Origin of the sequence: Citrobacter sp. Cpo032, from assembly GCF_030332975.1 — a bacterium.
GTDB classification, from domain to species: Bacteria; Pseudomonadota; Gammaproteobacteria; order Enterobacterales; family Enterobacteriaceae; genus Citrobacter; species Citrobacter portucalensis.
Genome location: NZ_JAOWGU010000036.1, coordinates 292206 through 319199 on the forward strand (window position 1 = coordinate 292206; position 26994 = coordinate 319199).

At 53.0% G+C, this 26994-nt stretch carries 26 protein-coding genes; 7 read left to right on the forward strand and 19 right to left on the reverse strand.

Annotated elements, in window-relative coordinates; translation table 11 throughout:
- Window positions 1-46: 46 nt before the first annotated feature.
- Complete coding sequence (locus tag OGY33_RS07650) at window positions 47-625, reverse strand: TetR family transcriptional regulator (protein WP_048214178.1); 579 nt, start codon at window positions 623-625, stop codon at window positions 47-49.
- Window positions 626-742: 117 nt separating this feature from the next.
- On the opposite strand from OGY33_RS07650, the gene OGY33_RS07655 reads away from it, so the two are divergent.
- Window positions 743-2227, forward strand: a complete 1485-nt coding sequence (locus OGY33_RS07655; RefSeq protein WP_191238502.1) for an MFS transporter — start codon at window positions 743-745, stop codon at window positions 2225-2227.
- Between the two features lie 3 nt (window positions 2228-2230).
- On the opposite strand, the gene OGY33_RS07660 is transcribed toward OGY33_RS07655, so the two are convergent.
- The 3 genes from OGY33_RS07660 to yddG all read right to left on the reverse strand — a co-directional run bounded on the left by OGY33_RS07660 (window position 2231) and on the right by yddG (window position 5183).
- Window positions 2231-2671: a GFA family protein gene (locus tag OGY33_RS07660; protein ID WP_003833032.1), complete on the reverse strand. Its 441-nt coding sequence runs from the start codon at window positions 2669-2671 to the stop codon at window positions 2231-2233.
- An 83-nt stretch (window positions 2672-2754) separates the two neighbouring features.
- On the reverse strand, window positions 2755-3840 hold the full coding sequence (gene ompD, locus OGY33_RS07665) for a porin OmpD (RefSeq protein WP_048214180.1): 1086 nt from the start codon (window positions 3838-3840) through the stop codon (window positions 2755-2757).
- A 461-nt stretch (window positions 3841-4301) separates the two neighbouring features.
- The gene (gene yddG, locus OGY33_RS07670) at window positions 4302-5183 is read right to left on the reverse strand and encodes an aromatic amino acid efflux DMT transporter YddG (RefSeq protein ID WP_048214181.1); all 882 of its coding nucleotides are present in this window, start codon (window positions 5181-5183) and stop codon (window positions 4302-4304) included.
- A 288-nt stretch (window positions 5184-5471) separates the two neighbouring features.
- Here yddG and fdnG point away from each other — a divergent pair, with 288 nt between their 5' ends.
- The 4 genes from fdnG (at window position 5472) to OGY33_RS07690 (ending at window position 10798) form a co-directional block, all read left to right on the forward strand.
- Entirely contained in the window at window positions 5472-8519 is a 3048-nt protein-coding gene (gene fdnG / locus OGY33_RS07675; protein ID WP_191238503.1) for a formate dehydrogenase-N subunit alpha, read from the forward strand.
- Between the two features lie 13 nt (window positions 8520-8532).
- Window positions 8533-9417: a formate dehydrogenase N subunit beta gene (gene fdnH, locus OGY33_RS07680; RefSeq protein WP_003833024.1), complete on the forward strand. Its 885-nt coding sequence runs from the start codon at window positions 8533-8535 to the stop codon at window positions 9415-9417.
- Window positions 9410-10066 carry a formate dehydrogenase-N subunit gamma gene (fdnI, locus tag OGY33_RS07685; RefSeq protein ID WP_003020054.1) on the forward strand — a complete coding sequence of 219 codons (657 nt, stop codon included), beginning with the start codon at window positions 9410-9412 and terminating at the stop codon, window positions 10064-10066. Before fdnH ends, fdnI begins: the two co-directional genes overlap by 8 nt.
- A 129-nt stretch (window positions 10067-10195) precedes the next feature.
- Window positions 10196-10798, forward strand: coding sequence for an inorganic diphosphatase (locus tag OGY33_RS07690; RefSeq protein WP_003833020.1), 603 nt, complete (start codon window positions 10196-10198; stop codon window positions 10796-10798).
- A gap of 39 nt (window positions 10799-10837) precedes the next feature.
- On the opposite strand, the gene OGY33_RS07695 is transcribed toward OGY33_RS07690, so the two are convergent.
- From OGY33_RS07695 to sra, 5 genes are all read right to left on the reverse strand, one after another.
- Window positions 10838-11122: a HigA family addiction module antitoxin gene (locus OGY33_RS07695; RefSeq protein WP_003833018.1), complete on the reverse strand. Its 285-nt coding sequence runs from the start codon at window positions 11120-11122 to the stop codon at window positions 10838-10840.
- The gene (locus OGY33_RS07700) at window positions 11122-11400 is read right to left on the reverse strand and encodes a type II toxin-antitoxin system RelE/ParE family toxin (protein WP_048236430.1); all 279 of its coding nucleotides are present in this window, start codon (window positions 11398-11400) and stop codon (window positions 11122-11124) included. The genes OGY33_RS07695 and OGY33_RS07700 overlap by 1 nt, the downstream gene beginning before the upstream one ends.
- 220 nt (window positions 11401-11620) lie before the next feature.
- Window positions 11621-13336 (reverse strand): ABC-F family ATP-binding cassette domain-containing protein, encoded by a 1716-nt coding sequence (locus tag OGY33_RS07705; RefSeq protein ID WP_191238504.1) that lies wholly within the window; start codon window positions 13334-13336, stop codon window positions 11621-11623.
- 309 nt (window positions 13337-13645) lie between these two features.
- Window positions 13646-15343, reverse strand: a complete 1698-nt coding sequence (gene maeA / locus OGY33_RS07710; RefSeq protein WP_003833011.1) for a malate dehydrogenase — start codon at window positions 15341-15343, stop codon at window positions 13646-13648.
- A gap of 179 nt (window positions 15344-15522) precedes the next feature.
- The gene (sra, locus tag OGY33_RS07715) at window positions 15523-15663 is read right to left on the reverse strand and encodes a stationary-phase-induced ribosome-associated protein (RefSeq protein ID WP_003833009.1); all 141 of its coding nucleotides are present in this window, start codon (window positions 15661-15663) and stop codon (window positions 15523-15525) included.
- Between the two features lie 227 nt (window positions 15664-15890).
- Between sra and osmC the strand changes: the two genes are divergently transcribed.
- A complete protein-coding gene (gene osmC, locus OGY33_RS07720; RefSeq protein ID WP_003833007.1) occupies window positions 15891-16322 on the forward strand; it encodes a peroxiredoxin OsmC in 432 nt (143 codons plus the stop codon).
- Window positions 16323-16406: 84 nt separating this feature from the next.
- On the opposite strand, the gene OGY33_RS07725 is transcribed toward osmC, so the two are convergent.
- From OGY33_RS07725 to OGY33_RS07750, 6 genes are read right to left on the reverse strand one after another with little or no spacing between them, the layout of a single operon-like run.
- The gene (locus OGY33_RS07725; protein ID WP_191238505.1) at window positions 16407-17177 is read right to left on the reverse strand and encodes a 3-hydroxybutyrate dehydrogenase; all 771 of its coding nucleotides are present in this window, start codon (window positions 17175-17177) and stop codon (window positions 16407-16409) included.
- 11 nt (window positions 17178-17188) lie between these two features.
- Window positions 17189-18583, reverse strand: coding sequence for a GntP family permease (locus OGY33_RS07730; protein ID WP_196776256.1), 1395 nt, complete (start codon window positions 18581-18583; stop codon window positions 17189-17191).
- A 37-nt stretch (window positions 18584-18620) separates the two neighbouring features.
- Window positions 18621-19544: a 3-hydroxyacyl-CoA dehydrogenase family protein gene (locus tag OGY33_RS07735; protein WP_191238506.1), complete on the reverse strand. Its 924-nt coding sequence runs from the start codon at window positions 19542-19544 to the stop codon at window positions 18621-18623.
- Window positions 19534-20739 carry an acetyl-CoA C-acetyltransferase gene (locus OGY33_RS07740; protein ID WP_060682196.1) on the reverse strand — a complete coding sequence of 402 codons (1206 nt, stop codon included), beginning with the start codon at window positions 20737-20739 and terminating at the stop codon, window positions 19534-19536. The genes OGY33_RS07735 and OGY33_RS07740 overlap by 11 nt, the downstream gene beginning before the upstream one ends.
- Window positions 20740-20749: 10 nt before the next feature.
- Entirely contained in the window at window positions 20750-21406 is a 657-nt protein-coding gene (locus OGY33_RS07745; RefSeq protein WP_032943469.1) for a CoA transferase subunit B, read from the reverse strand.
- Window position 21407: 1 nt separating this feature from the next.
- Window positions 21408-22115, reverse strand: coding sequence for a CoA transferase subunit A (locus tag OGY33_RS07750; protein ID WP_003020020.1), 708 nt, complete (start codon window positions 22113-22115; stop codon window positions 21408-21410).
- Between the two features lie 142 nt (window positions 22116-22257).
- Between OGY33_RS07750 and OGY33_RS07755 the strand changes: the two genes are divergently transcribed.
- Complete coding sequence (locus tag OGY33_RS07755) at window positions 22258-23148, forward strand: LysR family transcriptional regulator (protein WP_003020016.1); 891 nt, start codon at window positions 22258-22260, stop codon at window positions 23146-23148.
- A 19-nt stretch (window positions 23149-23167) separates the two neighbouring features.
- On the opposite strand, the gene OGY33_RS07760 is transcribed toward OGY33_RS07755, so the two are convergent.
- Genes OGY33_RS07760 through OGY33_RS07775 form a run of 4 tightly spaced genes read right to left on the reverse strand, consistent with a single transcriptional unit; the run spans window position 23168 to window position 26994 of the window.
- Window positions 23168-24103: an ABC transporter ATP-binding protein gene (locus OGY33_RS07760; protein WP_149607232.1), complete on the reverse strand. Its 936-nt coding sequence runs from the start codon at window positions 24101-24103 to the stop codon at window positions 23168-23170.
- A complete protein-coding gene (locus OGY33_RS07765) occupies window positions 24096-25082 on the reverse strand; it encodes an ABC transporter ATP-binding protein (protein ID WP_191238507.1) in 987 nt (328 codons plus the stop codon). Before OGY33_RS07765 ends, OGY33_RS07760 begins: the two co-directional genes overlap by 8 nt.
- Complete coding sequence (gene ddpC / locus OGY33_RS07770) at window positions 25079-25975, reverse strand: D,D-dipeptide ABC transporter permease (RefSeq protein WP_048214189.1); 897 nt, start codon at window positions 25973-25975, stop codon at window positions 25079-25081. Before ddpC ends, OGY33_RS07765 begins: the two co-directional genes overlap by 4 nt.
- A complete protein-coding gene (locus OGY33_RS07775; protein WP_048214190.1) occupies window positions 25972-26994 on the reverse strand; it encodes an ABC transporter permease in 1023 nt (340 codons plus the stop codon). The genes ddpC and OGY33_RS07775 overlap by 4 nt, the downstream gene beginning before the upstream one ends.

Below are 26994 nucleotides of genomic sequence, written 5' to 3' on the forward strand. Positions count from 1 at the left end.
TACTAATTGTAAACATAAAAGATGTATTGTTAATCCATCTATTACATCAAATAAATAACTCCTGCGTTATCATACGATCAAGATGACGATCGAATGCAGGATCGGCCATTTCCTCAATACCTAATATGTACATACCATCCAGGCCGCAGACTAATGCGATTAAGCGCCATGCGACGTCGGCGGCATCAGGCGCGGATGAGAACTCACCGGCTTTCTGTCCTTGTGTAATGATGTTGGCGGTTTCTTCGTGCCACATTCGCATGGTCAACAGGTAGGCGCTTTTAATTTCCGGATCTTTACCCGCAACAACCTGTGCTTCACGCCATAGCTTAATATAGGGTTCCAGACCACCATCTTCACTGCCTAGCATCGCATGCAGTCGCTCACGGAAACTGGCGTCTTCGCTGACCAGTTCGGCATCAAGTAGAGTGCGGATAAGGCGCACAAATGCCTGGGATTTGAGTTCGCCGGCAGAGGCGAAATGGTGATGTACCTGGCCCGTCGCGACGTGAGCTTCTGCAGCAATGCGTCGAACCGTCATGGCGGAAAATCCTTCTTCAAGTGCGACATGCATTGCTGCTTGCAGAATCACTTCCCGACGTTCATCCCGATTTAGATAGCTCATCATTCCTCCTGTACCCGTATAGATCGCAGTCTAACAAAAAGTTGGACATATGTTCAATTTTCCGTAGGATCGCTAAAGCTGGACATGTGTCCAGTTTTGGTTTCGTTAGGGAGTTTTATGTTTCGTCAGTGGTTAACGTTAGTCATTATTGTGCTGGTCTACATCCCTGTTGCGATTGATGCAACGGTGCTGCACGTTGCCGCGCCCACGCTGAGTATGACGCTGGGTGCCAGTGGCAACGAGCTGCTGTGGATCATTGATATTTATTCCCTGGTAATGGCCGGTATGGTATTGCCAATGGGTGCGCTGGGCGATCGCATCGGCTTTAAACGTCTGCTGCTGTTAGGCGGTGGATTATTTGGTCTCGCATCGCTGGCGGCCGCTTTTGCTCATAGCGCAAGCTGGCTGATTGCCACCCGGGCGGTATTGGCGATTGGCGCGGCGATGATTGTTCCGGCAACGCTGGCGGGTATTCGCGCCACGTTCTCTGAGCAACGGCATCGAAATATGGCGCTCGGCGTCTGGGCGGCGGTCGGTTCCGGCGGTGCGGCGTTTGGCCCACTGGTTGGCGGGATGCTGCTGGAGCACTTCTACTGGGGGTCCGTATTCTTAATTAATGTGCCGATTGTCCTGGTGGTAATGGCTTTAACCGCACGCTTAGTGCCGCGCCAGGCTGGACGTCGCGATCAATCGTTAAATTTTGGTCATGCGATAATGCTGATTGTTGCCATTCTGCTGTTGGTTTACAGCGCTAAAACCGCGCTGAAAGGGCATACGGCGACCGTTGCCATCGCCCTGACGCTGTTAACCGGCGCTTTACTGTTGTGGCAGTTTGTCCGTATCCAGCTTGCGGCAGCTCGCCCGATGATTGATATGCGTCTGTTCACGCATCGCATTATCTTGAGCGGTGTAGTGATGGCGATGACCGCGATGATAACGCTGGTGGGTTTTGAGTTGCTGATGGCTCAGGAACTACAGTTTGTTCACGGTTTAACACCGTATCAGGCTGGATTGTTCATGCTGCCTGTGATGCTGGCAAGTGGTTTCAGCGGACCGATTGCCGGTATGTTGGTTTCACGCCTGGGATTACGTTGTGTCGCAACGGCAGGCATGGCACTGAGCGCCGTCAGTTTTTACGGCCTGGCGATGACGGATTTCAGTAACCAACAGATACAAGCCTGGATGTTGATGGCTTTGCTCGGCTTCAGCGCCGCCAGTGCGCTCCTGGCTTCAACGGCGGCCATCATGGCAGCAGCGCCGGCGGAAAAAGCCGCGGCCGCTGGCGCCATCGAGACAATGGCTTATGAACTGGGGGCAGGACTTGGGATCGCTATCTTTGGCTTACTGCTGAGCCGTAGCTTTTCTGCATCGATTCTGCCGCCAGCCGGACTTAATCAGCAGGAAGTAGAACGAGCCACATCGTCAATGGGGGAGGCGGTACAACTGGCGCACTCGCTCCCGTCGTCACTGAGTGAGGCATTGCTGACGGCTGCCAGAGAAGCGTTCACCTGGTCACATAGCGTGGCCTTAAGCAGCGCCGGCAGCATGCTTATCATATTAGCGATAGGAATGTGGTTCAGTCTGGCAAAGGTACAACGTTAATAACTAGTGAGCTAAATGACAGGGGTAATCCATCTCTTCGACTTCTTTCCCACTGAGTCGAGCGTATTGCCCCGTCAGTCTCCAGAACGCAGGCTGTGTTTCCGTATAGATCTCTGCCGCTAATATCAGGCGGCGGCGATCTACCTCATTAAGTTCCAGAAGTGTCCACGGAATAAAGTAGCGATCGCTGTCCGTCAACGTAAACCACAGTGGGCATCCGCAGCCGGAACAGAAGAACCGTTCACCACGGTTTGAAGAAGGAAAGTGCGAAGGTTCTGCCGATTCTGGCGACATCAGCGGGTGAGCGCTGGCTTCCAGATACATGGCGATGCCGCCTGACCATTTCTGACACAGCGTACAGTGGCAGGCATAGACATCCAGCATTTCGACGTCAACGGTAAAATGACTCTGTCCGCAAAGACAACGACCAGTGAATGTCTGCACGGCATACTCCTTATGACCGAGTCTACATTAAGAGAAAAAGCCAGCCCTTGGAGGACTGGCTTTGTATTCAGACTACAACAAAATTAGAACTGGTAGTTCAGACCAACAGCCACGATGTTGTCAGTTGACACTTTCGCTGCATTGGTGAAGTTGTTGTCATCCAGCAGGTTGATTTTGTAATCAACGAAGGTGGACATATTTTTGTTGAAGTAGTAAGTAGCACCCAGGTCTACGTATTCAACCAGATCCTGGTCGCCGTAACCGTTGATGTCTTTACCTTTGGATTTCAGGTAAGCGATGGACGGACGCAGACCGAAGTCGAACTGGTACTGAGCAACAGCTTCAAAGTTCTGTGCTTTATCTGCAATACCAGTAACACCGGAGCCACCATAGGTGGTCATGTTGCGGGTTTCGGAGTAGGTGGTTGCCAGGTAGATGTTGTTCGCATCATATTTCAGACCAGCAGCCCATACTTCAGCGTTTTTACCGGAAGCCATGAAACCGCCGTTACCTACAGACTGTTTGTCGGTACGGTCAGATTTCGCATAGGTAGCACCTACGCCGAAGCCTTCGTACTCATAAGTAGTAGACAGACCGAAGCCGTCACCGTTAGCTTCTTTCAGGTTGTCACGGTCATTTTTGCCCTGGTACTGAGCAGCAAAGTTCAGACCTTCAACCAGACCGAAGAAGTCGGTGTTACGGTAGGTTGCAACGCCAGTAGTACGGCCAGTCATGAATACGTCAGTCTGGGTCCAGGTATCACCACCGAACTCAGGCAGGACGTCGGTCCATGCGCCGATGTCGTATGCTACGCCGTAGTTACGACCGTAGTCGAAAGAACCGTATTCAGCGAATTTCAGACCAGCGAATGCCAGACGAGTTTTGTCGCTGTTGGAACCACCGGTGGATTCAGTACGGTTACCTTTGAATTCATATTCCCACTGACCAAAACCAACCAGCTGGTCATTGATCTGAGTTTCGCCTTTGAAGCCCAGACGCGCGTAGGTTTTGTCGCCATCGCTGCCGTTGTCGTCAGAGAAGTAATGCTGAGCGTGAACTTTACCGTAGATATCCAGTTTGTTTGCGTCTTTGTTATATACCTCAGCTGCGTTTACCGCACCTGCCGCCAACAGGCTAGTCACTGCCACTGCAACTAATTTAAGTTTCATTCTAAATAATCCTTATAATTTTTTCTTGGTGTGTTTCCTAAACCATTGCTAAACGAAGGGGTTCGTCAATGGCAAACTATTTTTAAATGACGCAGTGGTATAAGTTCAATAATAAGTTTCATAATATTGCGAAATATTTGAATTTGTGTGATCCAGATCTACATAATATAGCTGATTGTATTAATCTTTATATGTGACAAATATGAATGGGTATATTTACGTAGGGGACTATTGTGCCGTCTATGGTTTAAATGGCGTTAGTCACGCAGGTATAATATATACATACTGAGGAATATAGATAAGCATGCAATATTTTCGGGAGTTAATTAATTACCAATTATTTAACATTAAATTAAACAAAAATAAACATAAACCACAAGTGGAATGAACATTTATTATTCATTAATTTGATTACAGTGTAGCCGGGTTTTAGATTTGCGCGATAAAACCCGGATTTTTTTTCAGGCGCGGCGTGTTGCCAACCAGCAAAGTAACGAACCCGCACAAACCATCAATGCACCCTGCCAGAAAGACAGCGACAACGGGGCGCTGAGTAACACAGCAGCCAGAGCGGAGGATAGCACTGGGGTAAAATAGGAACCTACGGCCATGATGGTCACGTTGCCATGCAAAATGCCAATATTCCACGCCGCATAGGCAAATCCTAACGTTAATGCCGCTGAGAACATTTTAATAGTCACCGAAGTGCTGAAATTCATTTCTGGTTGCGGAGTCATAAAATAGTAAACCCACAAACTTGCAGCCGTTAGTAAAACGAATACGGTAATACCGTTAAAGCCTTTTGCGTATTTATTGGTCACCGTGCAATACGTTGCCCAGATAAATGCGCCAAGAAAGGCGAGGAAATAGCTCAGCGGGCTGCTGGCAACGTTGTTTATAATTTCACCAGGATTAAGGCCATTTTCGCCACCCAATACCCAACAAACCCCGGTCAATGCGATAATTAATCCAGGGATTACCAGCCAGGTTGTTTTTTGACCATTAAATAAAATAGCAAACAATATTGTCAGACTCGGCCAGAGATAATTGACCATACCGACTTCAATAGCCTGGTGACGAGTAGCCGCATAACCGAGAGCCAGCGCTAAACATATTTCATAGGTAACAAAAAGCACGCTACCCGCGATTAAATAACGCACAGGAATTTTTCTGATATTCGGAAAGCCAACGGTAAAAATCAGCAACAGGCCACTTAACGAAAAAATCATTGCTGCGCCACCCGCAGGACCCAGTCCTTCACTTACCCCACGCATTAGCCCGACCATCGTGCTCCAGAGCACGATGGCAATGAGCCCAATTAACGTCGCTTTTTGTTTTGTCATTCTGATTGTCTGTCCATGGTGCTGGCAAAAATTCAAGCTGAAATTTATAGCACTTTTACACCGTAGCGCGCTAACTAATTACCTTTCACCTACCCCCTTATGGGTACAAAGGTTAAACAAAGTGCACTATTTAGTAGCGGAACCGTTTCGTTATTGATTTGACGCAAAAAAAATATGGATATAGCTGATAGTTTCGTCGCGAAGTTGTACATGTCATCTTTCAATTATGCCGCGCTGGCGCGATTTGAGAGATGTCCTGTACGAATCCCTGCAAAAAAGAGGAAAGCAATGGACGTCAGCCGCAGACAATTTTTTAAAATCTGCGCGGGCGGTATGGCGGGAACAACAGTAGCTGCTCTGGGTTTTGCACCCAAAATGGCACTGGCTCAGGCGCGAAACTATAAGCTGTTACGCGCCAAAGAGATCCGAAACACCTGCACATACTGTTCCGTAGGTTGCGGGCTATTAATGTATAGCCTGGGAGATGGAGCAAAAAACGCCAAAGAGTCGATTTACCATATTGAAGGGGATCCGGATCATCCGGTGAGCCGTGGGGCATTATGCCCTAAGGGCGCAGGATTACTGGATTACGTGCACAGTGAAAACCGTCTGCGTTACCCGGAATACCGTGCACCAGGTTCCGACAAATGGCAGCGTATCAGCTGGGATGAAGCATTCACCCGTATCGCGAAGCTGATGAAAACTGACCGTGACGCCAACTTTATTGAGAAGAATGAGCAGGGCGTAACGGTAAACCGCTGGCTTTCAACCGGGATGCTGTGTGCATCTGCGGCAAGTAATGAAACCGGTATGCTGACGCAAAAATTTGTGCGCTCACTCGGCATGCTGGCAGTAGACAACCAGGCGCGCGTCTGACACGGACCAACGGTAGCAAGTCTTGCTCCAACATTTGGTCGCGGTGCGATGACCAACCACTGGGTTGATATTAAAAACGCTAACGTCGTGATGGTGATGGGCGGTAACGCCGCTGAAGCACATCCGGTGGGATTCCGCTGGGCGATGGAAGCCAAAAACAACAATGATGCCACGCTGATTGTTGTTGACCCTCGTTTTACACGTACAGCTTCGGTGGCGGATATCTATGCGCCAATTCGTTCCGGCACGGACATTACGTTCCTGTCCGGCGTCTTGCTGTACCTGATTGAAAACAACAAAATTAACGCTGAATACGTTAAGCATTACACCAACGCCAGCCTGCTGGTGCGGGATGACTATGCTTTTGAAGACGGTCTGTTCAGCGGGTATGACGCGAAAAAACGCCAATACGATAAATCGTCCTGGAACTACCAGTTCGATGAAAACGGCTACGCGAAACGCGATGAAACGTTAAGCCATCCTCGCTGTGTCTGGAACCTGCTAAAACAGCACGTTTCCCGCTACACGCCGGATGTGGTGGAAAACATTTGTGGTACGCCGAAAAAAGACTTCCTGAAAGTCTGCGAAGTGCTGGCTTCCACCAGCGCAGCCGATCGCACCACCACGTTCCTGTACGCGCTGGGTTGGACTCAGCATACCGTCGGGGCACAGAACATCCGCACCATGGCGATGATCCAGTTGCTGCTCGGCAACATGGGGATGGCAGGTGGCGGTGTCAACGCCTTGCGCGGCCACTCCAACATTCAAGGGTTAACCGACTTAGGTCTGCTCTCTACCAGCCTGCCGGGCTACCTGACGCTGCCGTCAGAGAAACAGACAGACCTGCAAACCTATCTGGCCGCAAACACGCCAAAAGCGACATTGGCCGATCAGGTTAACTACTGGGGCAACTATCCGAAGTTCTTCGTCAGCCTGATGAAATCTTTCTATGGCAATGCAGCGCAGAAAGAAAACGATTGGGGCTTTGAGTGGCTGCCGAAGTGGGATCAGTCCTACGACGTCATCAAATACTTCAACATGATGGATAGCGGGAAAGTCACCGGCTACATCTGTCAGGGCTTTAACCCGGTTGCGTCCTTCCCGGACAAAAACAAAGTGGTGCAGAGCCTCAGCAAACTGAAGTATCTGGTAGTTATCGATCCGCTGGTGACCGAAACCTCAACGTTCTGGCAGAACCACGGTGAATCAAACGACGTTGATCCGGCGTCGATTCAGACCGAAGTCTTCCGTTTGCCTTCTACCTGCTTTGCAGAAGAAGACGGTTCCATCGCCAACTCCGGCCGCTGGCTGCAGTGGCACTGGAAAGGTCAGGATGCCCCTGGAGAAGCACGCAACGACGGCGAAATCCTTGCCGGTATTTACCACCGTCTGCGCGACATGTATCGCACTGAAGGCGGTAAAGCTGTAGAACCCGTTCTGAAAATGAGCTGGAACTATAAGCAGCCGGACGAACCGCACTCCGAAGAAGTGGCGAAAGAGAACAACGGCTATGCGCTGGAAGATCTCTATGATGCCAACGGCGTGCTGGTTGCGAAGAAAGGTCAGTTGCTCAACAGCTTTGCGCTGCTGCGCGATGATGGTTCTACGTCATCATCCTGCTGGATTTATACCGGTAGCTGGACCGAGCAGGGCAACCAGATGGCCAATCGCGATAACGCCGACCCGTCAGGTCTCGGGAATACGCTGGGCTGGGCCTGGGCATGGCCGCTAAACCGTCGCGTGCTGTATAACCGCGCTTCGGCGGATCCGCAGGGTAAACCGTGGGATCCAAAACGCATGCTTATCCAGTGGAACGGTACGAAGTGGACGGGGAACGATATCCCGGATTTCAATACCGCGGCACCGGGCAGTGGCACCAATCCGTTTATCATGCAGCCGGAAGGGCTGGGGCGTCTGTTTGCTATCGATAAGATGGCGGAAGGTCCGTTCCCGGAACACTACGAGCCGATGGAAACGCCGCTGGGCACTAACCCGCTGCACCCGAATGTGATCTCCAACCCGGCAGCGCGTCTGTACGAAGCGGATAAACTCCGTATGGGCACGAAACAGGACTTCCCGTACGTCGGGACGACCTATCGTCTGACCGAACATTTCCATACCTGGACCAAGCACGCATTGTTGAATGCGATTGCCCAGCCAGAGCAGTTTGTTGAAATCAGCGAAACGCTGGCGGCAGCGAAGGGGATCAACAACGGCGATCACGTGAAAGTCAGCAGCAAACGTGGATTTATTCGCGCAGTTGCCGTGGTCACTCGTCGTCTGCGTACCCTGAACGTCAACGGTCAGCAGGTAGAAACGGTTGGGATCCCAATCCACTGGGGCTTTGAAGGAGTCGCGCGTAAAGGCTTTATCGCCAACACCCTGACGCCGAATGTCGGTGATGCAAACTCGCAAACGCCGGAATACAAAGCGTTTTTAGTTAACATCGAGAAGGCGTAAGGGAGGCGAACATATGTCTATGGAAACGCAGGACATCATCAAACGGTCCGCAACAAACTCCATCACGCCGCCGCCTCAGGCCCGTGATTACAAAGCAGAAGTCGCGAAGCTGATCGACGTTTCCACCTGTATAGGCTGTAAGGCCTGTCAGGTGGCATGCTCAGAGTGGAACGATATCCGCGATGAAGTTGGCCACTGCGTCGGGGTTTATGACAACCCCGCCGATCTCAGCGCCAAGTCCTGGACGGTGATGCGATTTACCGAAACCGAACAGAACGGCAAGCTGGAGTGGTTGATTCGTAAAGACGGCTGTATGCACTGTGAAGATCCGGGCTGCCTGAAGGCGTGCCCGTCTGCCGGGGCCATCATCCAGTACGCCAACGGGATTGTCGATTTCCAGTCAGAGCACTGCATTGGCTGCGGCTACTGTATTGCCGGGTGTCCATTTAATATTCCGCGCCTCAATAAAGAGGATAACCGGGTGTATAAATGTACGCTGTGTGTGGACCGCGTCAGCGTCGGGCAGGAACCTGCCTGCGTGAAAACGTGTCCGACCGGGGCAATACATTTCGGCACCAAGCAGGAAATGCTGGAAATGGGCGAACAGCGTGTGGCAAAACTGAAAGCTCGCGGTTTTGAACATGCCGGTCTCTACAACCCGGAAGGTGTGGGCGGCACGCACGTCATGTACGTTCTGCATCATGCCAACCAGCCTGAACTGTATCACGGTCTGCCAAAAGACCCGCAGATAGATACCTCTATCAATCTGTGGAAAGGGGCGCTGAAGCCGCTGGCCGCTGCCGGATTTATCGCCACCTTCGCCGGACTGATTTACCACTACATTGGTATTGGTCCGAATAAGGAAGTGGACGACGACGAGGAGGATCATCATGAGTAAGTCGAAAATGATTGTGCGCACGAAGTTTATCGACCGCGCCTGTCACTGGACGGTGGTGATCTGCTTCTTCCTGGTAGCGCTGTCGGGGATTTCATTTTTCTTCCCGACTCTGCAATGGCTGACGCAAACCTTCGGTACGCCGCAGATGGGACGCATTTTGCACCCGTTCTTCGGCATACTGATCTTCGTGGCGCTGATGTTCATGTTTGTACGCTTTGTGCACCACAACATCCCGGATAAGAAAGATATTCCGTGGCTGAAAAACATTGTGGAAGTACTGAAAGGCAATGAACACAAAGTGGCAGATGTGGGCAAATACAACGCCGGGCAGAAAATGATGTTCTGGTCGATTATGAGCATGATTTTCGTGCTGCTGATTACCGGTATCATTATCTGGCGTCCGTACTTTGCGCAGTTCTTCCCGATGCAGGTCGTGCGCTATAGCCTGCTGATCCATGCGGCGGCGGGGATTATTCTGATGCACGCCATCCTCATCCATATGTATATGGCATTCTGGGTGAAAGGATCGATTAAAGGCATGGTTGAAGGGAAAGTGAGCCGTCGCTGGGCGAAGAAACATCACCCACGTTGGTATCGCGAAGTTGAAAGACAAGAAGCGAAAAAAGAGAGCGAGGAAGGGGTTAACTAATCTCTGATGTTCCCTCTACGCAATGGCGCTACATCGGTAGCGCCATTTTTTTGCCAAAAAAACGTCATGTTTCTGTCATCTGCTGAACGTAAGGTGTTGTCTTTCCGATAATAGAAGAGTTAAAAGACAATGCATCTGGTGAAAAAATTACTCGCAGTCAGCGTGTTTCTTTGTGCTTCAGCTCAGGCGCAGAACATCCTCGAATTTCCTCAGCCGGAGAACAACCCGGAAGAGTTTTATGCCGTAACCGAAATTCCGGCAGGTGGAATGATTAAATATGAAACCGACGCCAAAACCGGTTTTATCGTTGCCGATCGCTTCCAGTCAATGCCGGTTGCCTATCCCGCCAACTACGGTTCACTCACCCAGTCTTTAGCCGGTGACGGTGACCCGCTGGACGTCATTTTTTATACCCGTGCGCCGCTTGCTCCGGGAACGTTGATTAAGCTGCGCGCTATTGGCGTACTGAAGATGATCGACGGCGGTGAAAAGGACGACAAAATTGTCGCCGTTCCGGCCAGTAAAATTGACCCCACTTATGACGACATCAAAGAGTTAAGCGATCTGCCCAAGATTGAAGTTCAACGTCTGGAATCTTTCTTCCGCGTGTACAAAGATCTGCCGGAAGGGCGCAAGAAGGTCGAATTAAACGGTTTCAATGACGCCGCTACGGCAAAGCAAGAGATCAAACAGGCCTGGGATGCCTGGAAAGAGAAAAAACCTCAGCAATAAATGGTATGCCGGATGACAAAAGTTTATCCGGCATTTATATCACTGTACCGCCAGCTTACGCAGACGTGAAATATCCACGCTTTTTTGGGCCTCTGCCAGACTCCAGGTATTTTGCAGGTTTAACCACATTTCGGGTGAACTGCCAATCACTACGGAGAGTTTAATCGCCATCTCAGGCGTCAGAGCCGCTTTCCCGGTTAATAGTCGACTTGCCGTTGAAGGTGCAATCTCCATAGCTCTGGCAAACTCGCGCAGGCTGACATTGAGTTCTTCCAGCGCTTCCTGAATGATATCCCCAGGACGGGGATGATTTGCCATCTTCATCAATGATAGTCCTCGTAATCCAGTATGTACGCGTCGCCATTGACGAATTCAAACGTAATACGGCAGTTACCTGAAACAGAAATTGCCCATATGCCGTCGCGTTCCCCCACCAGAGGATGTAGCTTATAACCGGGCATATTGATCTCTGTAACCTTGCTTGCCGCATCAATAACGGCAAGTCTGTGTCGTAATCGTCGGACATGTTTCGCCATAACGCCTGATGTTCGTCCATGAAGAAACAAATCGCGCAATCCCTTGTGCCTGAAGTTCATGATCATCCGTATCATCCTTGTTCCTTCAAGAGGAACACTACCATCAATGTTCCGTTCAACGCAACACCAAGATTGCGATATTTAAAATTGTGCGGCGAATGTGCAAAAAGAAAAAGGGGGAAGGGGAATAACTGGAAAGCGTCACGCAAGAATTGCCGGATGCCTGGCCTACACGCGCATTTTGCTGATGTAGGCCGGATAAGCTTGCGCCATCCGGCAATAAAGATTACTCAAGTTGTGCGTTCAGACGTTCAATCTCCTTGCGCCATTGCGCCTGTAACAACGGTTTTTGATGTTTCGGCTTGCGGGCGAGATCGTCGGCCAGACGCTGCTCAAGATCGAGAAGTTGTTCCAGCAATCTATCGCTGTCACCGCTTATTTCAGTTTTCTCTTCGGCCACCGTTTTGGGAACGGTTATCTCCGCGGACGTTTCCCGAATACGCGCATTGACCGCCTCCAGATCGTGCCATTCACTGAGTTCGCCATTGTCGATTAACCAGAACCGGTTGCAGCTTTGGCTGATAAGCTGCCGGTCGTGACTGACCAGCAACACGCCGCCGTTATAGCTTTGTAGCGTTTCTGCCAGCGCCTCTTTGCCTTCCATATCCAGATGGTTGGTCGGTTCATCGAGCATCAGCAGACTGTAGCGCGCAAGCGTCAACCCAACAAACAGTAACCGGGAGCGCTCACCGCCGCTTAACGTGCTGACTCGCTGCGCATGACGAACCCACGGAAATCCCGCGCTAATCAATGCCATCTTGCGAATCTCTGGCTGCGGGGCAAACGCTTCCAGCGCGTCAAACAATGAATCGTTATCGGCAAGCTGATGCAGCGTCTGGTCGTAATAACCCAGGGTAACGCGCGGGTGTAACACCAGTGAAGGCGATGCCAGCTGTGACTGAAACTGTTGCCAGATAAGCCTTAATAGCGATGATTTCCCGCAACCGTTACGCCCGACAATCGCCACGCGATCGCCGCTTTTTAACCGGATACCGGCAATGGAAAACAGTGTATCTGCATCGGGAGCAGGGGCTACAGACAGATTGGTCATCTCCAGCAAACGATCTGCACGCAGGGCATCACCCTGCAATGTTAGTGTCCACTGACTTCCTGACGTCACTTCTGTTTGCACCTCTTTCAGGCGCTGTACCTGTTTTTCCATCTGCTTGGCCTTGCGGGAGAGATCTTCGTTGTCGTAGACCCGCCCCCAGGTTGCCAGCCGTTTGGCGCTGGCAGTCACCCGGTCTATCTCTTTTTGCTCAGCCTTGTGGCGCAAGGCATCGCTGGCGTCTCTTTCTGCCAGAGCCTGACGCGCCGCGCTACAGGGTAGATCGAAGGCATGCAGGGTGCGATCGCGCAAGATCCAGGTTCCGTGAGTCACCGCGTCCAGCAGCTGCGGGTCGTGGGAAACCACCACAAAACTGCCAGACCAGTTCTGTAAGAACTGCTCCAGCCACAGTAATGTTGGCAAATCCAGGTGGTTACCCGGTTCATCCAGCAGCAGCAGGTCAGGATTACGCATCAGCGCCCGCGCTAATAGCAAGCGCGTGTGCTGGCCACCGCTCAACGTTTGCGCAGTCAGAGATAAATTCTCTGGCGTAAAACCCATTTCGGCAAGCAGTGCTTCAACTCGCCACTGCTGAGCTGCGCGTTCATGCTCGGGAAGTTGAGCGAGAACGGCTTCCTGTAGCGTAAGCGGCAGTATATCGTCAGGTAGATGTTGTTCTACACGCGCGAGATGGCAGTGATTCGCCTGCGCGATTGCCCCACTGGTGGGCGAGATCGTGCCATCGAGCAGTTTTAACAGCGTGCTTTTGCCGCAGCCGTTGTAACCGATAAGCCCGATGCGGTCGCCTTTTTTCAGGGTAAAGGAAAGATCGTCGAATAGCGTGCCGAATGCCGTATCAACGTGTAAGGATTGTGCGGTTAGTAATGTGCTCATTGTTGCTTACTCAAGAGTTACAGGCGTGAAAACGCCTCGTCAAACATCGCTGACGATAACCCGGTAAGCCCGAGAGAAGGGGATTTAGAAGTTAGCTTCGCTCAAGCAGAAGTTATCGCAGCACGATACCGATAACGCTTGAGCACTGGCGATCGCCAAAAGCATGTGAAACGATAAAACGTTCACAGTACAGCATAAGTATCCTCCTTTTGTTTTTCAGAATGTTAATCGGTGGTGAAAGTGTAATCGTAAGTTACGCAAAAGCGCAACTGTTGAACGCCCGGCAGCAGTGTGCCGCCGGGCAAACCGTCAAATAGAGGTACGACGGTAGTCGCGATATTCTGCCTGCCAGAAATTATCGTCAATTGCCTGTTGCAGCGCTTCGGCGGAGGTTTTCACTGCCACACCTTGCTGCTGAGCCATTTTACCGACGGCAAAGGCAATGGCGCGAGAAACGGTCTGAATATCTTTCAGTTCCGGTAGCACCAGACCTTCACCGTTGAGCACCAGCGGTGAATACTGCGCCAGCGTTTCACTCGCCGACATCAGCATTTCATCAGTGATGCGCGACGCACCAGACGCAATCACACCCAGGCCGATACCCGGGAAGATATAGGCGTTGTTACACTGGGCGATTGGGTAAATTTTATCTTTCCACAGTACCGGTGCGAACGGACTACCGGTCGCAACCAGCGCGTTACCTTCGGTCCAGGCGATAATATCCTGTGGTGTAGCTTCAACACGGGAAGTGGGGTTGGACAACGGCATGACGATCGGACGCGGACAATGCTTGTGCATTTCGCGGATGATCTCTTCGGTAAACAGGCCGGTTTGTCCGGAAACGCCGATCAGGATATCCGGCTTAACGTTGCGGACCACATCGAGCAACGACAGCACATCTTCTTGGGTATCCCAATGCTGGAGATTTTCGCGTTTTTGCACCAGTTTGGTCTGGAAGGAGAGCAGGTTCGGCATTTTATCTGTTAACAGGCCGAAGCGGTCGACCATGAATACGCGTTGACGCGCCGCTTCTTCACTTAAACCTTCACGCTGGATCTGCGCAATGATCTGCTCGGCGATCCCGCAACCGGCGGAACCTGCGCCGAGGAAGACGATGTTCTGTTCGCTCAACTGGCTACCGGCCGCGCGGCTAGCCGCAATCAGCGTACCGACAGTAACCGCCGCGGTGCCCTGAATATCGTCGTTAAACGAGCAAATTTCATCACGATAACGGGTCAGCAGTGGCATAGCGTTTTTCTGGGCGAAATCTTCAAACTGCAACAGCACGTCCGGCCAGCGATGCTTCACGGCCTGGATGAATTCATCAACGAATTCGTAGTATTCATCATCAGTGATACGCGGATTGCGCCAGCCCATATACAGCGGATCGTTCAGCAGTTGCTGGTTGTTGGTCCCCACATCCAGTACCACCGGAAGAGTATAGGCCGGGCTAATTCCGCCACATGCGGTATACAGCGACAGTTTACCGATTGGAATACCCATCCCGCCGATCCCCTGATCGCCAAGACCTAAAATACGTTCGCCATCGGTGACAACGATGACCTTGATATTGTGGTTAGGGACGTTTTGCAGGATATCGTCCATATTGTGGCGGTTCTGATAAGAGATAAACACGCCGCGTGCGCGACGATAGATCTCAGAGAAACGCTCACAGGCCGCGCCGACCGTTGGGGTATAGATAACTGGCATCATCTCATCCAGGTGATTATGCACCAGTCGGTAAAACAGGGTTTCGTTGGTGTCCTGGATGTTGCGCAGGTAAATATGTTTGTCGATTTCGGTTTTGAATCCCTGATATTGGATCCAGGCGCGTTCAGCCTGTTCCTCAATCGTCTCGACCACTTCCGGCAGTAACCCCAGCAGGTTGAAGTTACGGCGTTCTTCCACACTGAAGGCGCTCCCTTTATTCAGTAAAGGGAATTCCAGCAGTACCGGGCCAGCGTAGGGGATGTAAAGGGAACGCAATTTTTTGGTTTCGTTTTCCATGTCACTCACTCTTTTTTGAATAACCGTCCCTGGCGCTCTTTATGATCGTATGTAGCCTGTCCGCCAGGGAAACGGGCGAAGTATAAAGCATTGTGAATGGGTTAAGGGGTTTTATAAGCAAAAACACCACTGCGGTTGCAATGGTGTTTATCTCGTTACTCAGTCAGACGTGCGAAAGGCTACTTGCCGTCAGTGCGGCGCTTTCTTCCAGTAGGATTATTGACCACGTTGGTTTTGTCACCTTCGGTCACGATTTTACGTTGATTTGAGATTTTGTGGTCCAGTCCGAGAATATGACGGGCCTGACGGTTCGATTTCATTCTAACTCCTTAATCCTGTTACTGGTTTCAAGGGCGAGCCCGTATGAGAACGGACGAAATACAACCTGATCTAAAGCCGATGTTCAACATAACGGCTTTCTGGATGGTCGGTCATTTTATCTGAAAGGTCAATGCTTAAGCGGCAAATGAGAACTATCCCGTATGTAACATGCTTTTTCTCAGCCGTCCTATACTAGTAACTCCGACGACAACACAGGAGAGCGGTAATGACTATCCATAAGAAAGGTCAGGCACACTGGGAAGGCGACATTAAGCGCGGCAAAGGCACTGTGTCGACCGAAAGTGGCGTGTTGAATCAGCAACCGTATGGGTTTAATACACGATTTGAAGGTGAGAAAGGCACCAATCCTGAAGAGTTGATTGGCGCGGCCCATGCAGCCTGCTTCTCGATGGCGCTTTCGCTGATGCTGGGTGAAGCGGGGTTTACCCCAGATGCCATTGATACCACTGCCGATGTTTCTCTGGATAAAGTAGATGCCGGGTTTGCGATCACTAAAGTCGCGTTGCATAGCCAGGTGAGCGTGCCGGGGATAGACGCCGCCACGTTTGACGGCATCATCCAGAAAGCAAAAGCCGGATGCCCGGTATCGCAGGTACTGAACGCGGAAATTACGCTGGATTATCAGCTGAAGTCTTAATCGTGGCGTGCCGGATGCGACTGCGTCTTATCCGGCCTACGATTGCGCCGGATGTAAGTCAGTCTTATCCGGCACCTGATGATGTTATTGCGCTACCCAACCGCCATCCATATTCCACGCCACGCCGCGCACCTGCGCCGCACCGTTTGAACACAGAAATAGTGCCAGCTCACCTAACTGTTCCGGCGTGACGAATTCGCGCGACGGCTGCTTTTCCGACAGCAGGGCGTCACGCGCAGCCTCAGGCTCTGCGCCTTCGGCAATACGCTTATCGATCTGCTGCTGGACCAGCGGCGTGAGCACCCAGCCGGGACACAGCGCATTGCAGGTGACACCCGTCTGCGCGGTTTCCAGTGCGATGGTCTTGGTGAATCCCACCACGCCGTGCTTCGCCGCTACGTAGGCAGATTTCTCTTTTGAGGCCACCAGGCCGTGAACAGAAGCGATATTAATGATGCGCCCCCAGTTTCGCGCGCGCATACCAGGAAGCGCCAGACGCGTGGTGTGAAAAACGGAAGAGAGATTAATAGCGATAATCGCGTTCCATTTATCAACCGGGAAGGTTTCCACCGGGGATACATGCTGGATCCCCGCATTGTTGACCAGAATATCAACACCGCCGAATTCGCTCTCGGCATAGCGCATCATGTCGGCAATTTGCGCTTCATCGCTCAGATCCGCGCCATGATAACCTGGCGTTTTGCCATATTGCGCAACAGCGTCTTTGGCGGCATCCACATCACCAAACCCGTTGAGGATCAGGGTGGCGCCCGATTGCGCCAGCACCTGTGCGATACCTAATCCGATACCGCTGGTCGAGCCGGTAACCAGGGCGGTTTTTCCCGTTAAGTTCATGATGATTCTCCTTAAACAATTCCGGTGGTGTAGAAGACGCCGATGACAAACAGTACGGCCAGACTTTTAATGACGGTAATAGCAAAAATTCCGCCATACGCCTGACGGTGGCTGAGACCGGTGATAGCTAATAAGGTAATGACTGCGCCGTTATGCGGCAGGGTGTCCATACCGCCGCTGGCCATAGACGCCACGCGGTGAAAGACTTCAAGTGGGATATTGGCAGCGTGAGCGGCCGCGATAAAGGTGTCAGACATGGCGGCAAGGGCAATACTCATCCCGCCAGACGCCGAACCGGTGATCCCGGCGAGCGTAGTGATACTGATAGCTTCATTGAGCAGCGGGTCAGGAATAGCCGCCAGTGCTTTTGACAGTACAAGGAAACCTGGCAGGGCGGCGATCACTGCGCCAAAACCGTACTCTGACGCGGTGTTCATCGCCGCGAGGATCGCGCCGCCAACCGCCGTTCTGCTGCCTTCCGCCAGGCGACCTTTAATGTTGCGATAGCCGAAGAGCACCACCAGCAGGATCCCAGAAATCAGCGCCGCTTCCACTGCCCAGATAGCAGTGATTTTACCGACTTCGGTGGTAATCGGTTTGGCGAGACCCGGAAGCTCCAGTTGATGCGTGGCGCCATACCATTGCGGGATCCAGCGGGTAAACAGCAGGTTAAATACCCCAACCAGGATCAGCGGAGAGATCGCGATGATCGGGTTCGGCAGATTAATGTTATCCGGCGTTTCCGGCTCGTTTAACAGTTCAGTCCCATAGCCTTCATTCTTTGCCTGCGCTTTACGACGCTGACGTTCGAGATAAACCAGACCAACAACGATGATAAACACGGAACCTATCAGACCCAGCCACGGCGCGGCCCAGGCGTTGGTACCGAAGAAACTGGTCGGAATAATGTTCTGGATCTGCGGTGTGCCTGGCAGGGCATCCATGGTGAAGGAGAACGCGCCCAGCGCGACGGTGGCCGGGATCAGCCGCTTCGGGATATTGCTCTGACGGAACAGTTCGGCCGCGAACGGATACACCGCAAACGCCACGACGAACAGCGATACGCCGCCGTAGGTCAACAGCGCACATACCAGCACAATAACCGGAATGGCATGGCGACGGCCGAGAATGTTGATAGCGGCGGCAACAATGGAACGTGAAAACCCAGATAACTCGATTAACTTGCCAAACACTGCCCCCAGCAAGAACACCGGGAAGTAAAGCTTCACAAAACCGACCATTTTTTCCATAAACAGGCCGGTGAAAGCAGGGCCGACGGCGCTAGGTTCGGTAAGCAATACAGCACCTAATGCCGCGATGGGGGCAAACAGGATAACGCTATATCCGCGATAGGCTGCCAGCATCAGCAGGCCCAACGCTGCCAGGGCGATTAATACACTCATCATGACTCCTTATTATTATATTGGGGTACAGAAAGAGACGTTATGGCTTCAGGGCAAAGCGCAGCTGATGCTCTCTGCGTTGCTGGATGTATTCCTTGCGCGAATCATCCCAGTGATAAAAACCCTGACCACTGCGTACACCGGTATTACCGTTGGCGACCTTGTCAGCGACCAGCGTCATCATGTCGCTGCCGGTTGCCAGTTCCGGAAGCAGATGCCGACAAATGTCCTGCACCGTAGAAAGTCCGGTCATATCAGCAGCCTCCAGCGGACCGACCATTGCATAGCGACGTCCGAGCGAGGCGCGCATCACCTGATCAACCACTTCTGCGCTGGCGATGCCGCTTTTAACGATATGTAGCGCTTCGCGCAGCAGGGCAAACTGCAGTCGATTGCCAACAAACCCTAGAGCGGCGCGGTCGAGCACCACCGCCTCAAGTTGCATCGCGATCAGTTGTTGTTGCAATTCATGGAGATATTCCGGCTTCGTTGCGGTGCCAGGTACAATTTCGACCAGCGGAATAAAATGTGGCGGGTGCCAGAAATGGGCGATCAGCAACCGTTCGGGATGGGTGAGTTTTTCTGCCAGCGCATCCGGCGGCAGGCCGCTGGTATTACTGGCAATAACGGCCTCCGGCGCGATCAGCTCTTCCAGTTGCGCATACAGTGCGTGTTTGAGTTCGAGCCGCTCCGGGATCGCTTCAATCAGTAACCGGCATGCGGCAATATCCTGTAGCGAGGTTGTGCCGTGCAGGCGAGCCACGACCGTCGCTTTTTCACCAATTGCAAATTGATCGGTGACAATCAGCTCATCCAGGATACCGCCAGCAACTCCGCTTATTTCTGCAATTCGGCTGCTATCGGTATCGTATAACCAGACATCGTAACCAAAACGGGCGAAGTGGGTAGCAATGCCGACACCCATTAACCCCGCGCCCAGAATGCAGATAGGCTTACTTTGCATGAGCTACCCCCTGCGGACGTTCTACCGCCAGCGCCACACCTTGACCGCCACCTACGCACAACGTAGCCAGCCCTTTAGCTGCATTGCTGCGAGCCATTTCGTGCAGCAGTGTTACCAAAATTCGGCAACCTGATGCGCCAATCGGGTGCCCCAGCGCAATCGCACCGCCGTTCACGTTTACCCGGTTGCTGTCCCAGTTCAGGGATTCGCCAACCGCCAGCGCTTGCGCAGCAAAGGCTTCGTTGGCTTCGATAAGATCCACGTCATTTAGCGTCCAGCCAGCACGCTTCAGGCACTGGAGTGACGCTTCTACCGGCCCAATGCCCATAATGGCGGGATCGACGCCAGAAACCGCGTAGCCCGCCACCTGGGCAAGCACTGGCAGATTGAGTTCCGCCGCTTTGGCGGCGCTCATCAACATCACCGCGGCGGCACCATCATTGATGGATGATGCATTTCCGGCGGTCACCGTGCCGTTACCCGGACGAAACGCCGGTTTAAGTTGCGCCAGCTTGTCGGCCTGAGTATCCGGGCGAGGTTGTTCGTCACGGTCCACCACACGTGGCGGCTTTTTGCCCTGTGGGACGCTGACCGGCGTGATTTCCGCGTTAAAACGACCCGCTTCAATGGCGGCGGCAGCTTTTTGCTGGGAGTGCAGGGCAAAAGCGTCCTGCTGCTCACGACTGATTACGAACTTATCCGCCAGATTTTCGGCAGTAATACCCATGTGATAGTCGTTGAACGCATCCCACAGGCCGTCATGCACCACGCTGTCTTTCATACTGGCATGACCCAACCGCAGACCGGCCCGCGCGCCGTCGAGATAATAGGGCGCATTGCTCATGCTCTCCTGGCCCCCGGCAATCACGATTTGCGCATCGCCACAGCGAATCGCCTGTACCGCCTGATGCACCGCCTTCAGACCCGAACCACACACCAAGTTGATAGTTAACGCGGGCGTGGTGACCGGCAGTCCTGCCCGTAACGCCGTTTGTCTGGCCGGATTCTGACCGCAGCCCGCAGTCAGAACCTGACCTAAAATCACCTCATCAATTTGCTCAGGCACCACAGCCGTTTTTTCCAGCAGCGAACGGATCACCACTGAACCAAGCTCAACCGCGGAAAGTGGTGCCAGCGCGCCATGAAAACTGCCAATCGGGGTGCGCGTTGCCGCGACAATGACAACATCCTGCATGGTCAGCTCCTCAGCTAAAGTGCATTTCGGGGACAGTTTCGGGAACGATCAGCTTGCCTGCGGTTCTGGCGACAATCTCATCCACGCTAATGCCCGGTGCGCGTTCACGCAGAATGAACGCACCGTCGGCAATTTCCAGCAGAGCCAGGTCGGTAAGCACACGTTTGATGCAGGCCACGCCGGTTAGCGGCAGGGTGCAGGCGGGAAGCAGTTTGGACTCACCGCTTTTGGAAGCATGGGTCATTACCACAATGATATTGTCGGCTCCGGCAACCAGGTCCATCGCGCCGCCCATGCCTTTCACCATTTTTCCGGGGATCATCCATGAGGCGATATTGCCGTTAACATCGACTTCAAACGCACCGAGCACCGTCAGATCAACGTGGCCGCCGCGGATCATGGCGAAGGATTGCGCCGAGTCGAAAATCGCCGCGCCTTTGCGCGCCGTCACAGTCTGTTTCCCGGCGTTGATCATGTCGGCATCAATTTCGTCTTCTGTGGGAAACGGGCCCATACCCAGCAAACCGTTTTCTGATTGCAGCATCACATCCATGCCATCAGGGATGTAATTTGCCACCAGCGTGGGAATACCGATCCCAAGGTTGACGTAATAACCGTCGCGCAGCTCGCGGGCGACGCGCATCGCCATTTGTTCACGCGTTAACATGTCAGGCTCCTTTCTGGCGCAGGGTGCGTTGTTCAATACGTTTTTCAAACTGCCCCTGAATAATGCGGTTAACGAAAATTCCGGGAGTGTGAATCGCAGCAGGGTCCAGTTCTCCGGGAGGGACAATTTCTTCGACTTCCACGACGGTAATGCGCCCGGCGGCGGCCATCAGCGGATTAAAATTCTGTGCGGTGTGGCGATAGATGACGTTGCCGTACCAGTCGGCTTTCCAGCCTTTAACCAACGCAAAATCACCGGTTATCGCCTGCTCAAGGATGTAAGGGCGTCCGGCAAACTCGCGAACCTCTTTCCCTTCCGCCACGGGGGTTCCATATCCGGTCGCGGTAAAAAATGCCGGGATCCCCGCGCCGCCCGCGCGCAACTGCTCTGCCAGCGTACCCTGTGGCGTCAGGATGGCTTCCAGTTCGCCGCTAAGCACCTGTTTCTCAAACAGGGCGTTTTCCCCCACATAGGACGCGACCACTTTGCGCACCTGACGCGTTTCCAGCAGCACGCCAAGGCCAAAGCCATCCACGCCACAGTTGTTTGATACAACGGTAAGTCCCTGAACCTCACGACGGCGTACTTCGGTAATCAGGTTTTCAGGGATCCCACATAAACCAAAACCGCCCGCCAGCAGCGTCATGTTGTCGGTCAGCCCTTCCAGCGCCTCTTGATAAGTGGCAACACGTTTATCCAGTCCAGCCATACACTTGCCTCCCCAGTTGTCCTTGCCGACATCATTGGGGGTGAAAAATGATTTGTTAATTTTAAATTTGTGACTCACTCATTGGGTTTTTTTATCAATTTAATGTTAATTAAAGGTATTCAACAAGTTAAAGGAATGCGAAATGGGAATGAGCATCAAACAGTTACGCGCGTTTTTAGCGGTAGCTCACACTCTGAATTTTGCTCATGCCAGCGAAAGACTGAATATGTCGCAACCCGCGTTAAGCCTGGCGATTAAAGGACTGGAAGATTCGCTGGGCGGGGCGTTACTGTTAAGAACAACTCGCAAAGTGACCCTGACGCAGGAGGGAGAAACGCTGCTGAATATGGGGCGACAGCTGCTGGCGGACTGGGAGAATACGGAAGAAGCCATGCGCCAGCGCTTTACGCTGCAGCGCGGTAAAATATCGATCGCCGCCATGCCCTCATTTGCCGCTAACGTCCTGCCATCGGTACTGAAAACATTTCGTGATTCTTATTCCGGTATCAACGTAACGGTTCACGATGTGATCAATGAACACGTGATTGAAATGGTCAGTGAAGGCCGGGTCGAGATGGGCATAGCCTTCGAGCCGGACTATTCGGGACATCTGCATTTCACGCCGCTCGGCGTGGATCGTTTTATCGCAATTGTGCCGCCAACCTGTCGGCTGGCAGACAGGGATCGTATTGCGTGGCGCGAACTGCTGACGCTGGATTTTATCACCCTGCAACGCCCGTCCGCCGTGCGGCTGATGCTGGAAGAACAACTGGTGCAAAGCGGACATACGCTGGAAGTAGCGCTGGAGAGCCACCAACTGGTGACCGTTGGCCGTCTGGTGGCTAACGGTCTGGGCGGTAGCGCCGTACCTGCACTATGCCGCACGCAAATGACAGAGTTAGGCGCAACCTGTATCGATCTGGATACGCCGGTGATCCAGCGTCGGATCGGGGTTTTGCGTTCGGCGCATCATAAATTATCTACCGCTTCCGAGGTGCTGGTGGATTCACTGAAAAAGGCGTATCGCACCTGACTTTTCTCAACGGCTCAGGTCATGTAACCGCCCGCCAGCAGCGAACGTCACATCCGGTATCACTCTTCAGCAATGCCTGTTTCTTCTCACAACCTTGGGTTGCCAATGGACATCTGTCACGGAAAAAGCAGCCCTGGGGCAACGTTCGGTTTCCCGGTAGCTCGGTTTTACGTAACACCAAATCTTCCGCCAGCGGTGCGCCCGTTTTAGGGACCGAGTCCAGTAATAATCGTGTGTACGGATGGGCGGGGTGAGTGAGAACCTGTTGGGCATCGCCCAGCTCAACAATTTGCCCGAGGTACATCACCGCCACACGGTCGCTCATATGGCGGACCACCGACACGTTATGCGATATCAATACGTAGGTCAGGTTTCTGCGCGCCTGTAGCGACACCAGCAGGTTGAGAATTTGCGCCTGCACGGAGATATCCAGCGCTGAAGTGGGCTCATCGAGGACGATAACATCCGGCTCTGACGATAGCGCCCGGGCAATAGCAATACGTTGGCGCTGTCCACCGGAAAACGCGTGCGGCAAGCGGTCGAGATATTCAGGACGAATCCCCACCTGTCGTGCCAAATCCTCGGCAAGCAAGCGTCGTTCACGCTCCGGGCTCCGTTTTTGGATCCACACCGGTTCGGTAATTATCCGCCACACCGGTAAGCGCGGATCCAGTGATGAAAGCGGGTCCTGAAAGACCATTTGCATACCGTTATGCTGCTTATCACCACGGCGAGAATAGCTTCCCTGACTGGGTTTCAACATGCCCATCAACAGTTGCGCCAGCGTACTTTTTCCACAGCCGGATTCGCCAACAATCCCCAGCGTTTCACCCTGGCGAATCTGTAAATCCAGACCGTTGAGCGCATGCACCCGTTCCGTAACCTTGCCAAGCCAGTTTTTACGCGCAGGAAAGTTGACATGTACATCCTGCAGCGCCAGTAAAAAATCAGACATGTGTTGTCTCCAGTTGCGGATACCAGCAGGCAGATTGTTGATCTGCACCTCCCTGACTACTTAACACCGGCGTTTCTTCACAACGAGGACCAGCGGCAAAGCAGCGGTCGCGAAACGCGCATCCGGCAGGTAAGCAGGTTAGGTTCGGCACGGTGCCGGGAATGGCGGGCAGCAATGTGCGCGGTTCGCCGTGTTCCGGCGCACATTTCAGCAAGCCGATGGAATAGGGGTGCGTCGGGCGTTGAATAACGGTTTGCGTCGGGCCACTCTCAATCACGCTCCCGGCATACATGACGTACAACCGGTCGCATAACTGTGAAACCACCGCCATATCATGGCTGATAAATAATACGGCTGCTCCGCTGGCGCGTGCTTTTAGCTTCAGTAAACGCAGCACCTGCAGCTGCACCGTGACGTCCAGTGCGGTGGTCGGTTCATCGGCAATGATAAGCTCCGGCTCGCACGAAAAGGCCAGCGCAATCATCACGCGTTGGCGCATCCCGCCTGAAAGCTCAAACGGAAAACGTTTCATGACCTCCGGCGCGTCCGGAATTTGCATCTCTTCCAGTAGAGCGACGGCTTTCTGGCGGGCATCCGTGCGGCTTAACGCCTGATGATGGCGGATCACCTCCACCATTTGCTGGCCGATACGCCGGGTCGGATTAAGTGCCGTCATGGGCTCCTGAAAGATCATCGCGACACGTGCGCCACGCCATTGGCGCATTTGTTTCTCACTGGCGTTGAGCACATCTTCACCCAGCAGCGAAACGCGTCCCTGGTGAATACGATAGCTTCCCTCCGGTAGCAGACGCATGGTGAGCATGGCGGTCACGGACTTACCGGAACCGGATTCACCCACCACACCAACGATTTCTCCGCGGTTGATGTGCAGTGATACATGGTTCAGCGCATGCACGTCAGCTTGATAGCCGGGGAAACTCAGATGCAAATCTTCGATTTCCAGTACGGGTTGTGTCATGACTGTTTTCCTCCGGCTTTCGGATCCAGCAGATCGCGAATACCATCGCCAAAGAGATTAAAGCCCACGGCGGTAATCAGAATGGCGGCGCCGGGAAAAGCACAATACCACCACTGGTCAAGCACGTAATTGCGGCCAATTGCGACCATCGCACCCCATTCAGCGCTGGGCTGCTGCGCGCCCAGACCGATAAACCCGAGCGTGGCGGCCATCAGGATCGCACTGCCGATATCCAGCGACGCCTGAACAATGAGCGGCGGCAGAGAATTGCGTAAAATGTGCCAGCTAATCAGATGCCAGCGTGAAGCGCCGTAGGTCCGGGCAGCCTGTACATAAGTAAACTGGCGCACCACTAACGTCTGACCGCGGGCGAGGCGTACATAGAATGGGATACGGACGATTGCAATCGCCAGCATGGCGTTAAACAGGCTGGGGCCCAACGCGGCGGCCAACGCCATCGTCAGCACCAGCGAAGGAATGGACAGCATAATGTCCATCATCCGCATAATTATCGCGTCGGCACGCCCGCCCATGACACCCGACAAGCAACCCAGCAGTGAACCCAATCCCCCGGCGATACCCACTACCACCAGACCCGCAACGACAGATTGCTGACTTCCTACCAGAACGCGGCTGAACAGATCGCGACCGACTTCATCGGTTCCAAACCAGTGAGCGGCTGACGGGGGCAGCAGGCGCGCACTCAAATTGATGGCATTCGGATCGTGGGGTGTTATCCACGGCGACAGCACCATCAGCAGCAGTATCAATACGATGATGACCCCGCCAACCAGAGTCAGCGGGCTACTTTTCATCATCCAGAACAGTTTGGCCCAGTCCGTGCGGCGACGTGCTGTCTGAGGGGTGGTCGGTGTTTCTTGTGTGAGCATCATTCAGCACCTCCACGTCCAATTCGAGGGTCTACCCACAGATAAAGTAAATCCACCACCAGGTTGACCAGCACATAGGCGAACGAGACCACCACCGCAAATCCCATTACCGCCGGGAAGTCGAGTGCCTGAATAGAGGTCACCACCCAGGCACCCATGCCAGGCCAGGCAAAGACCGTTTCGGTCAATACCGCACCGTAGAGCAGATCGCCCAGCGCCAGGCCGAGGACGGTGATTGATGGGATAAGTGCGTTAGGCAATGCATAGCACAGCACGATGTACCAGCCCGGGAGCCCGCTGGCGCGGGCGGTACGTATGTAATCTTCACTCAGTTGCTCCAGCATGGCGGAACGAATCTGACGGGCAACGATCCCAAGATGTACAAAAGCCAATGTCAGCGATGGCAAAATCAGGTGCTGAAGCGCATTGAAAAAGACTTCGCCGTTGCCTTCCAGCAGAGCATCAATCAGGTAGAAACCGGTGACGTGAGCAGGTGGATCCAGCCAGTCGTCTAAACGCCCACCGCCGGGTAAAATTTGCAGATGACCGTAAAACAGCACGATAACCCCCAGCCCCAGCCAGAATGCAGGCGTGGAGATACCGGTAATTGCCATTAGCCGAACAAGGTGATCAAGCCAGCGGTTACGCCAGACCGCAGATAAAATACCCAGCGGGATACCTATCACCAGCGCCAGCAACAAAGAGCAGAAAGCCAATTCAAGGGTCGCGGGGAAGAAAATGCGCAGCTCATCCAGTACCGGACGTCCGGTGCGAATGGAAGTGCCTAAATCGCCGTGAAAAATATCGCTGACATAGCGAAAAAACTGGACATACAGCGGTTGATTCAGCCCCAACTGTTGGCGAATATTTTCGACAATTTCATCGCTGGCGCGATCGCCCGCCAGCAGCCGCGCGGGGTCGCCAGGTATCAGGTGTGAAATAATAAAGGTGATTACGCAAACACCGATAATCACCAGAATAAGTCCCCAGCATCGCTGGCGTAAAATACTCCAGAACGTCAT

Excerpts from the sequence above, each read along its gene's own strand:
- OGY33_RS07730 (WP_196776256.1), bottom strand. The coding sequence starts at position 18,583 with ATGATGAGTGTATTAATCGCCCTGGCAGCGTTGGGCCTGCTGATGCTG.
- OGY33_RS07735 (WP_191238506.1), bottom strand. The coding sequence starts at position 19,544 with ATGCAAAGTAAGCCTATCTGCATTCTGGGCGCGGGGTTAATGGGTGTC.
- ddpC (WP_048214189.1), bottom strand. The coding sequence starts at position 25,975 with ATGATGCTCACACAAGAAACACCGACCACCCCTCAGACAGCACGTCGC.
- sra (WP_003833009.1), bottom strand. The coding sequence starts at position 15,663 with ATGAAATCGAACCGTCAGGCCCGTCATATTCTCGGACTGGACCACAAA.
- OGY33_RS07650 (WP_048214178.1), bottom strand. The coding sequence starts at position 625 with ATGAGCTATCTAAATCGGGATGAACGTCGGGAAGTGATTCTGCAAGCA.
- OGY33_RS07700 (WP_048236430.1), bottom strand. The coding sequence starts at position 11,400 with ATGATCATGAACTTCAGGCACAAGGGATTGCGCGATTTGTTTCTTCAT.
- yddG (WP_048214181.1), bottom strand. The coding sequence starts at position 5,183 with ATGACAAAACAAAAAGCGACGTTAATTGGGCTCATTGCCATCGTGCTC.
- OGY33_RS07750 (WP_003020020.1), bottom strand. The coding sequence starts at position 22,115 with ATGGCTGGACTGGATAAACGTGTTGCCACTTATCAAGAGGCGCTGGAA.
- OGY33_RS07725 (WP_191238505.1), bottom strand. The coding sequence starts at position 17,177 with ATGAACTTAACGGGAAAAACCGCCCTGGTTACCGGCTCGACCAGCGGT.
- OGY33_RS07775 (WP_048214190.1), bottom strand. The coding sequence starts at position 26,994 with ATGACGTTCTGGAGTATTTTACGCCAGCGATGCTGGGGACTTATTCTG.
- OGY33_RS07695 (WP_003833018.1), bottom strand. The coding sequence starts at position 11,122 with ATGAAGATGGCAAATCATCCCCGTCCTGGGGATATCATTCAGGAAGCG.
- osmC (WP_003833007.1), top strand. The coding sequence starts at position 15,891 with ATGACTATCCATAAGAAAGGTCAGGCACACTGGGAAGGCGACATTAAG.
- OGY33_RS07745 (WP_032943469.1), bottom strand. The coding sequence starts at position 21,406 with ATGTTAACGCGTGAACAAATGGCGATGCGCGTCGCCCGCGAGCTGCGC.
- fdnI (WP_003020054.1), top strand. The coding sequence starts at position 9,410 with ATGAGTAAGTCGAAAATGATTGTGCGCACGAAGTTTATCGACCGCGCC.
- OGY33_RS07705 (WP_191238504.1), bottom strand. The coding sequence starts at position 13,336 with ATGAGCACATTACTAACCGCACAATCCTTACACGTTGATACGGCATTC.
- OGY33_RS07755 (WP_003020016.1), top strand. The coding sequence starts at position 22,258 with ATGGGAATGAGCATCAAACAGTTACGCGCGTTTTTAGCGGTAGCTCAC.
- OGY33_RS07765 (WP_191238507.1), bottom strand. The coding sequence starts at position 25,082 with ATGACACAACCCGTACTGGAAATCGAAGATTTGCATCTGAGTTTCCCC.
- fdnH (WP_003833024.1), top strand. The coding sequence starts at position 8,533 with ATGTCTATGGAAACGCAGGACATCATCAAACGGTCCGCAACAAACTCC.
- ompD (WP_048214180.1), bottom strand. The coding sequence starts at position 3,840 with ATGAAACTTAAATTAGTTGCAGTGGCAGTGACTAGCCTGTTGGCGGCA.
- maeA (WP_003833011.1), bottom strand. The coding sequence starts at position 15,343 with ATGGAAAACGAAACCAAAAAATTGCGTTCCCTTTACATCCCCTACGCT.
- OGY33_RS07760 (WP_149607232.1), bottom strand. The coding sequence starts at position 24,103 with ATGTCTGATTTTTTACTGGCGCTGCAGGATGTACATGTCAACTTTCCT.
- OGY33_RS07655 (WP_191238502.1), top strand. The coding sequence starts at position 743 with ATGTTTCGTCAGTGGTTAACGTTAGTCATTATTGTGCTGGTCTACATC.
- OGY33_RS07740 (WP_060682196.1), bottom strand. The coding sequence starts at position 20,739 with ATGCAGGATGTTGTCATTGTCGCGGCAACGCGCACCCCGATTGGCAGT.
- OGY33_RS07690 (WP_003833020.1), top strand. The coding sequence starts at position 10,196 with ATGCATCTGGTGAAAAAATTACTCGCAGTCAGCGTGTTTCTTTGTGCT.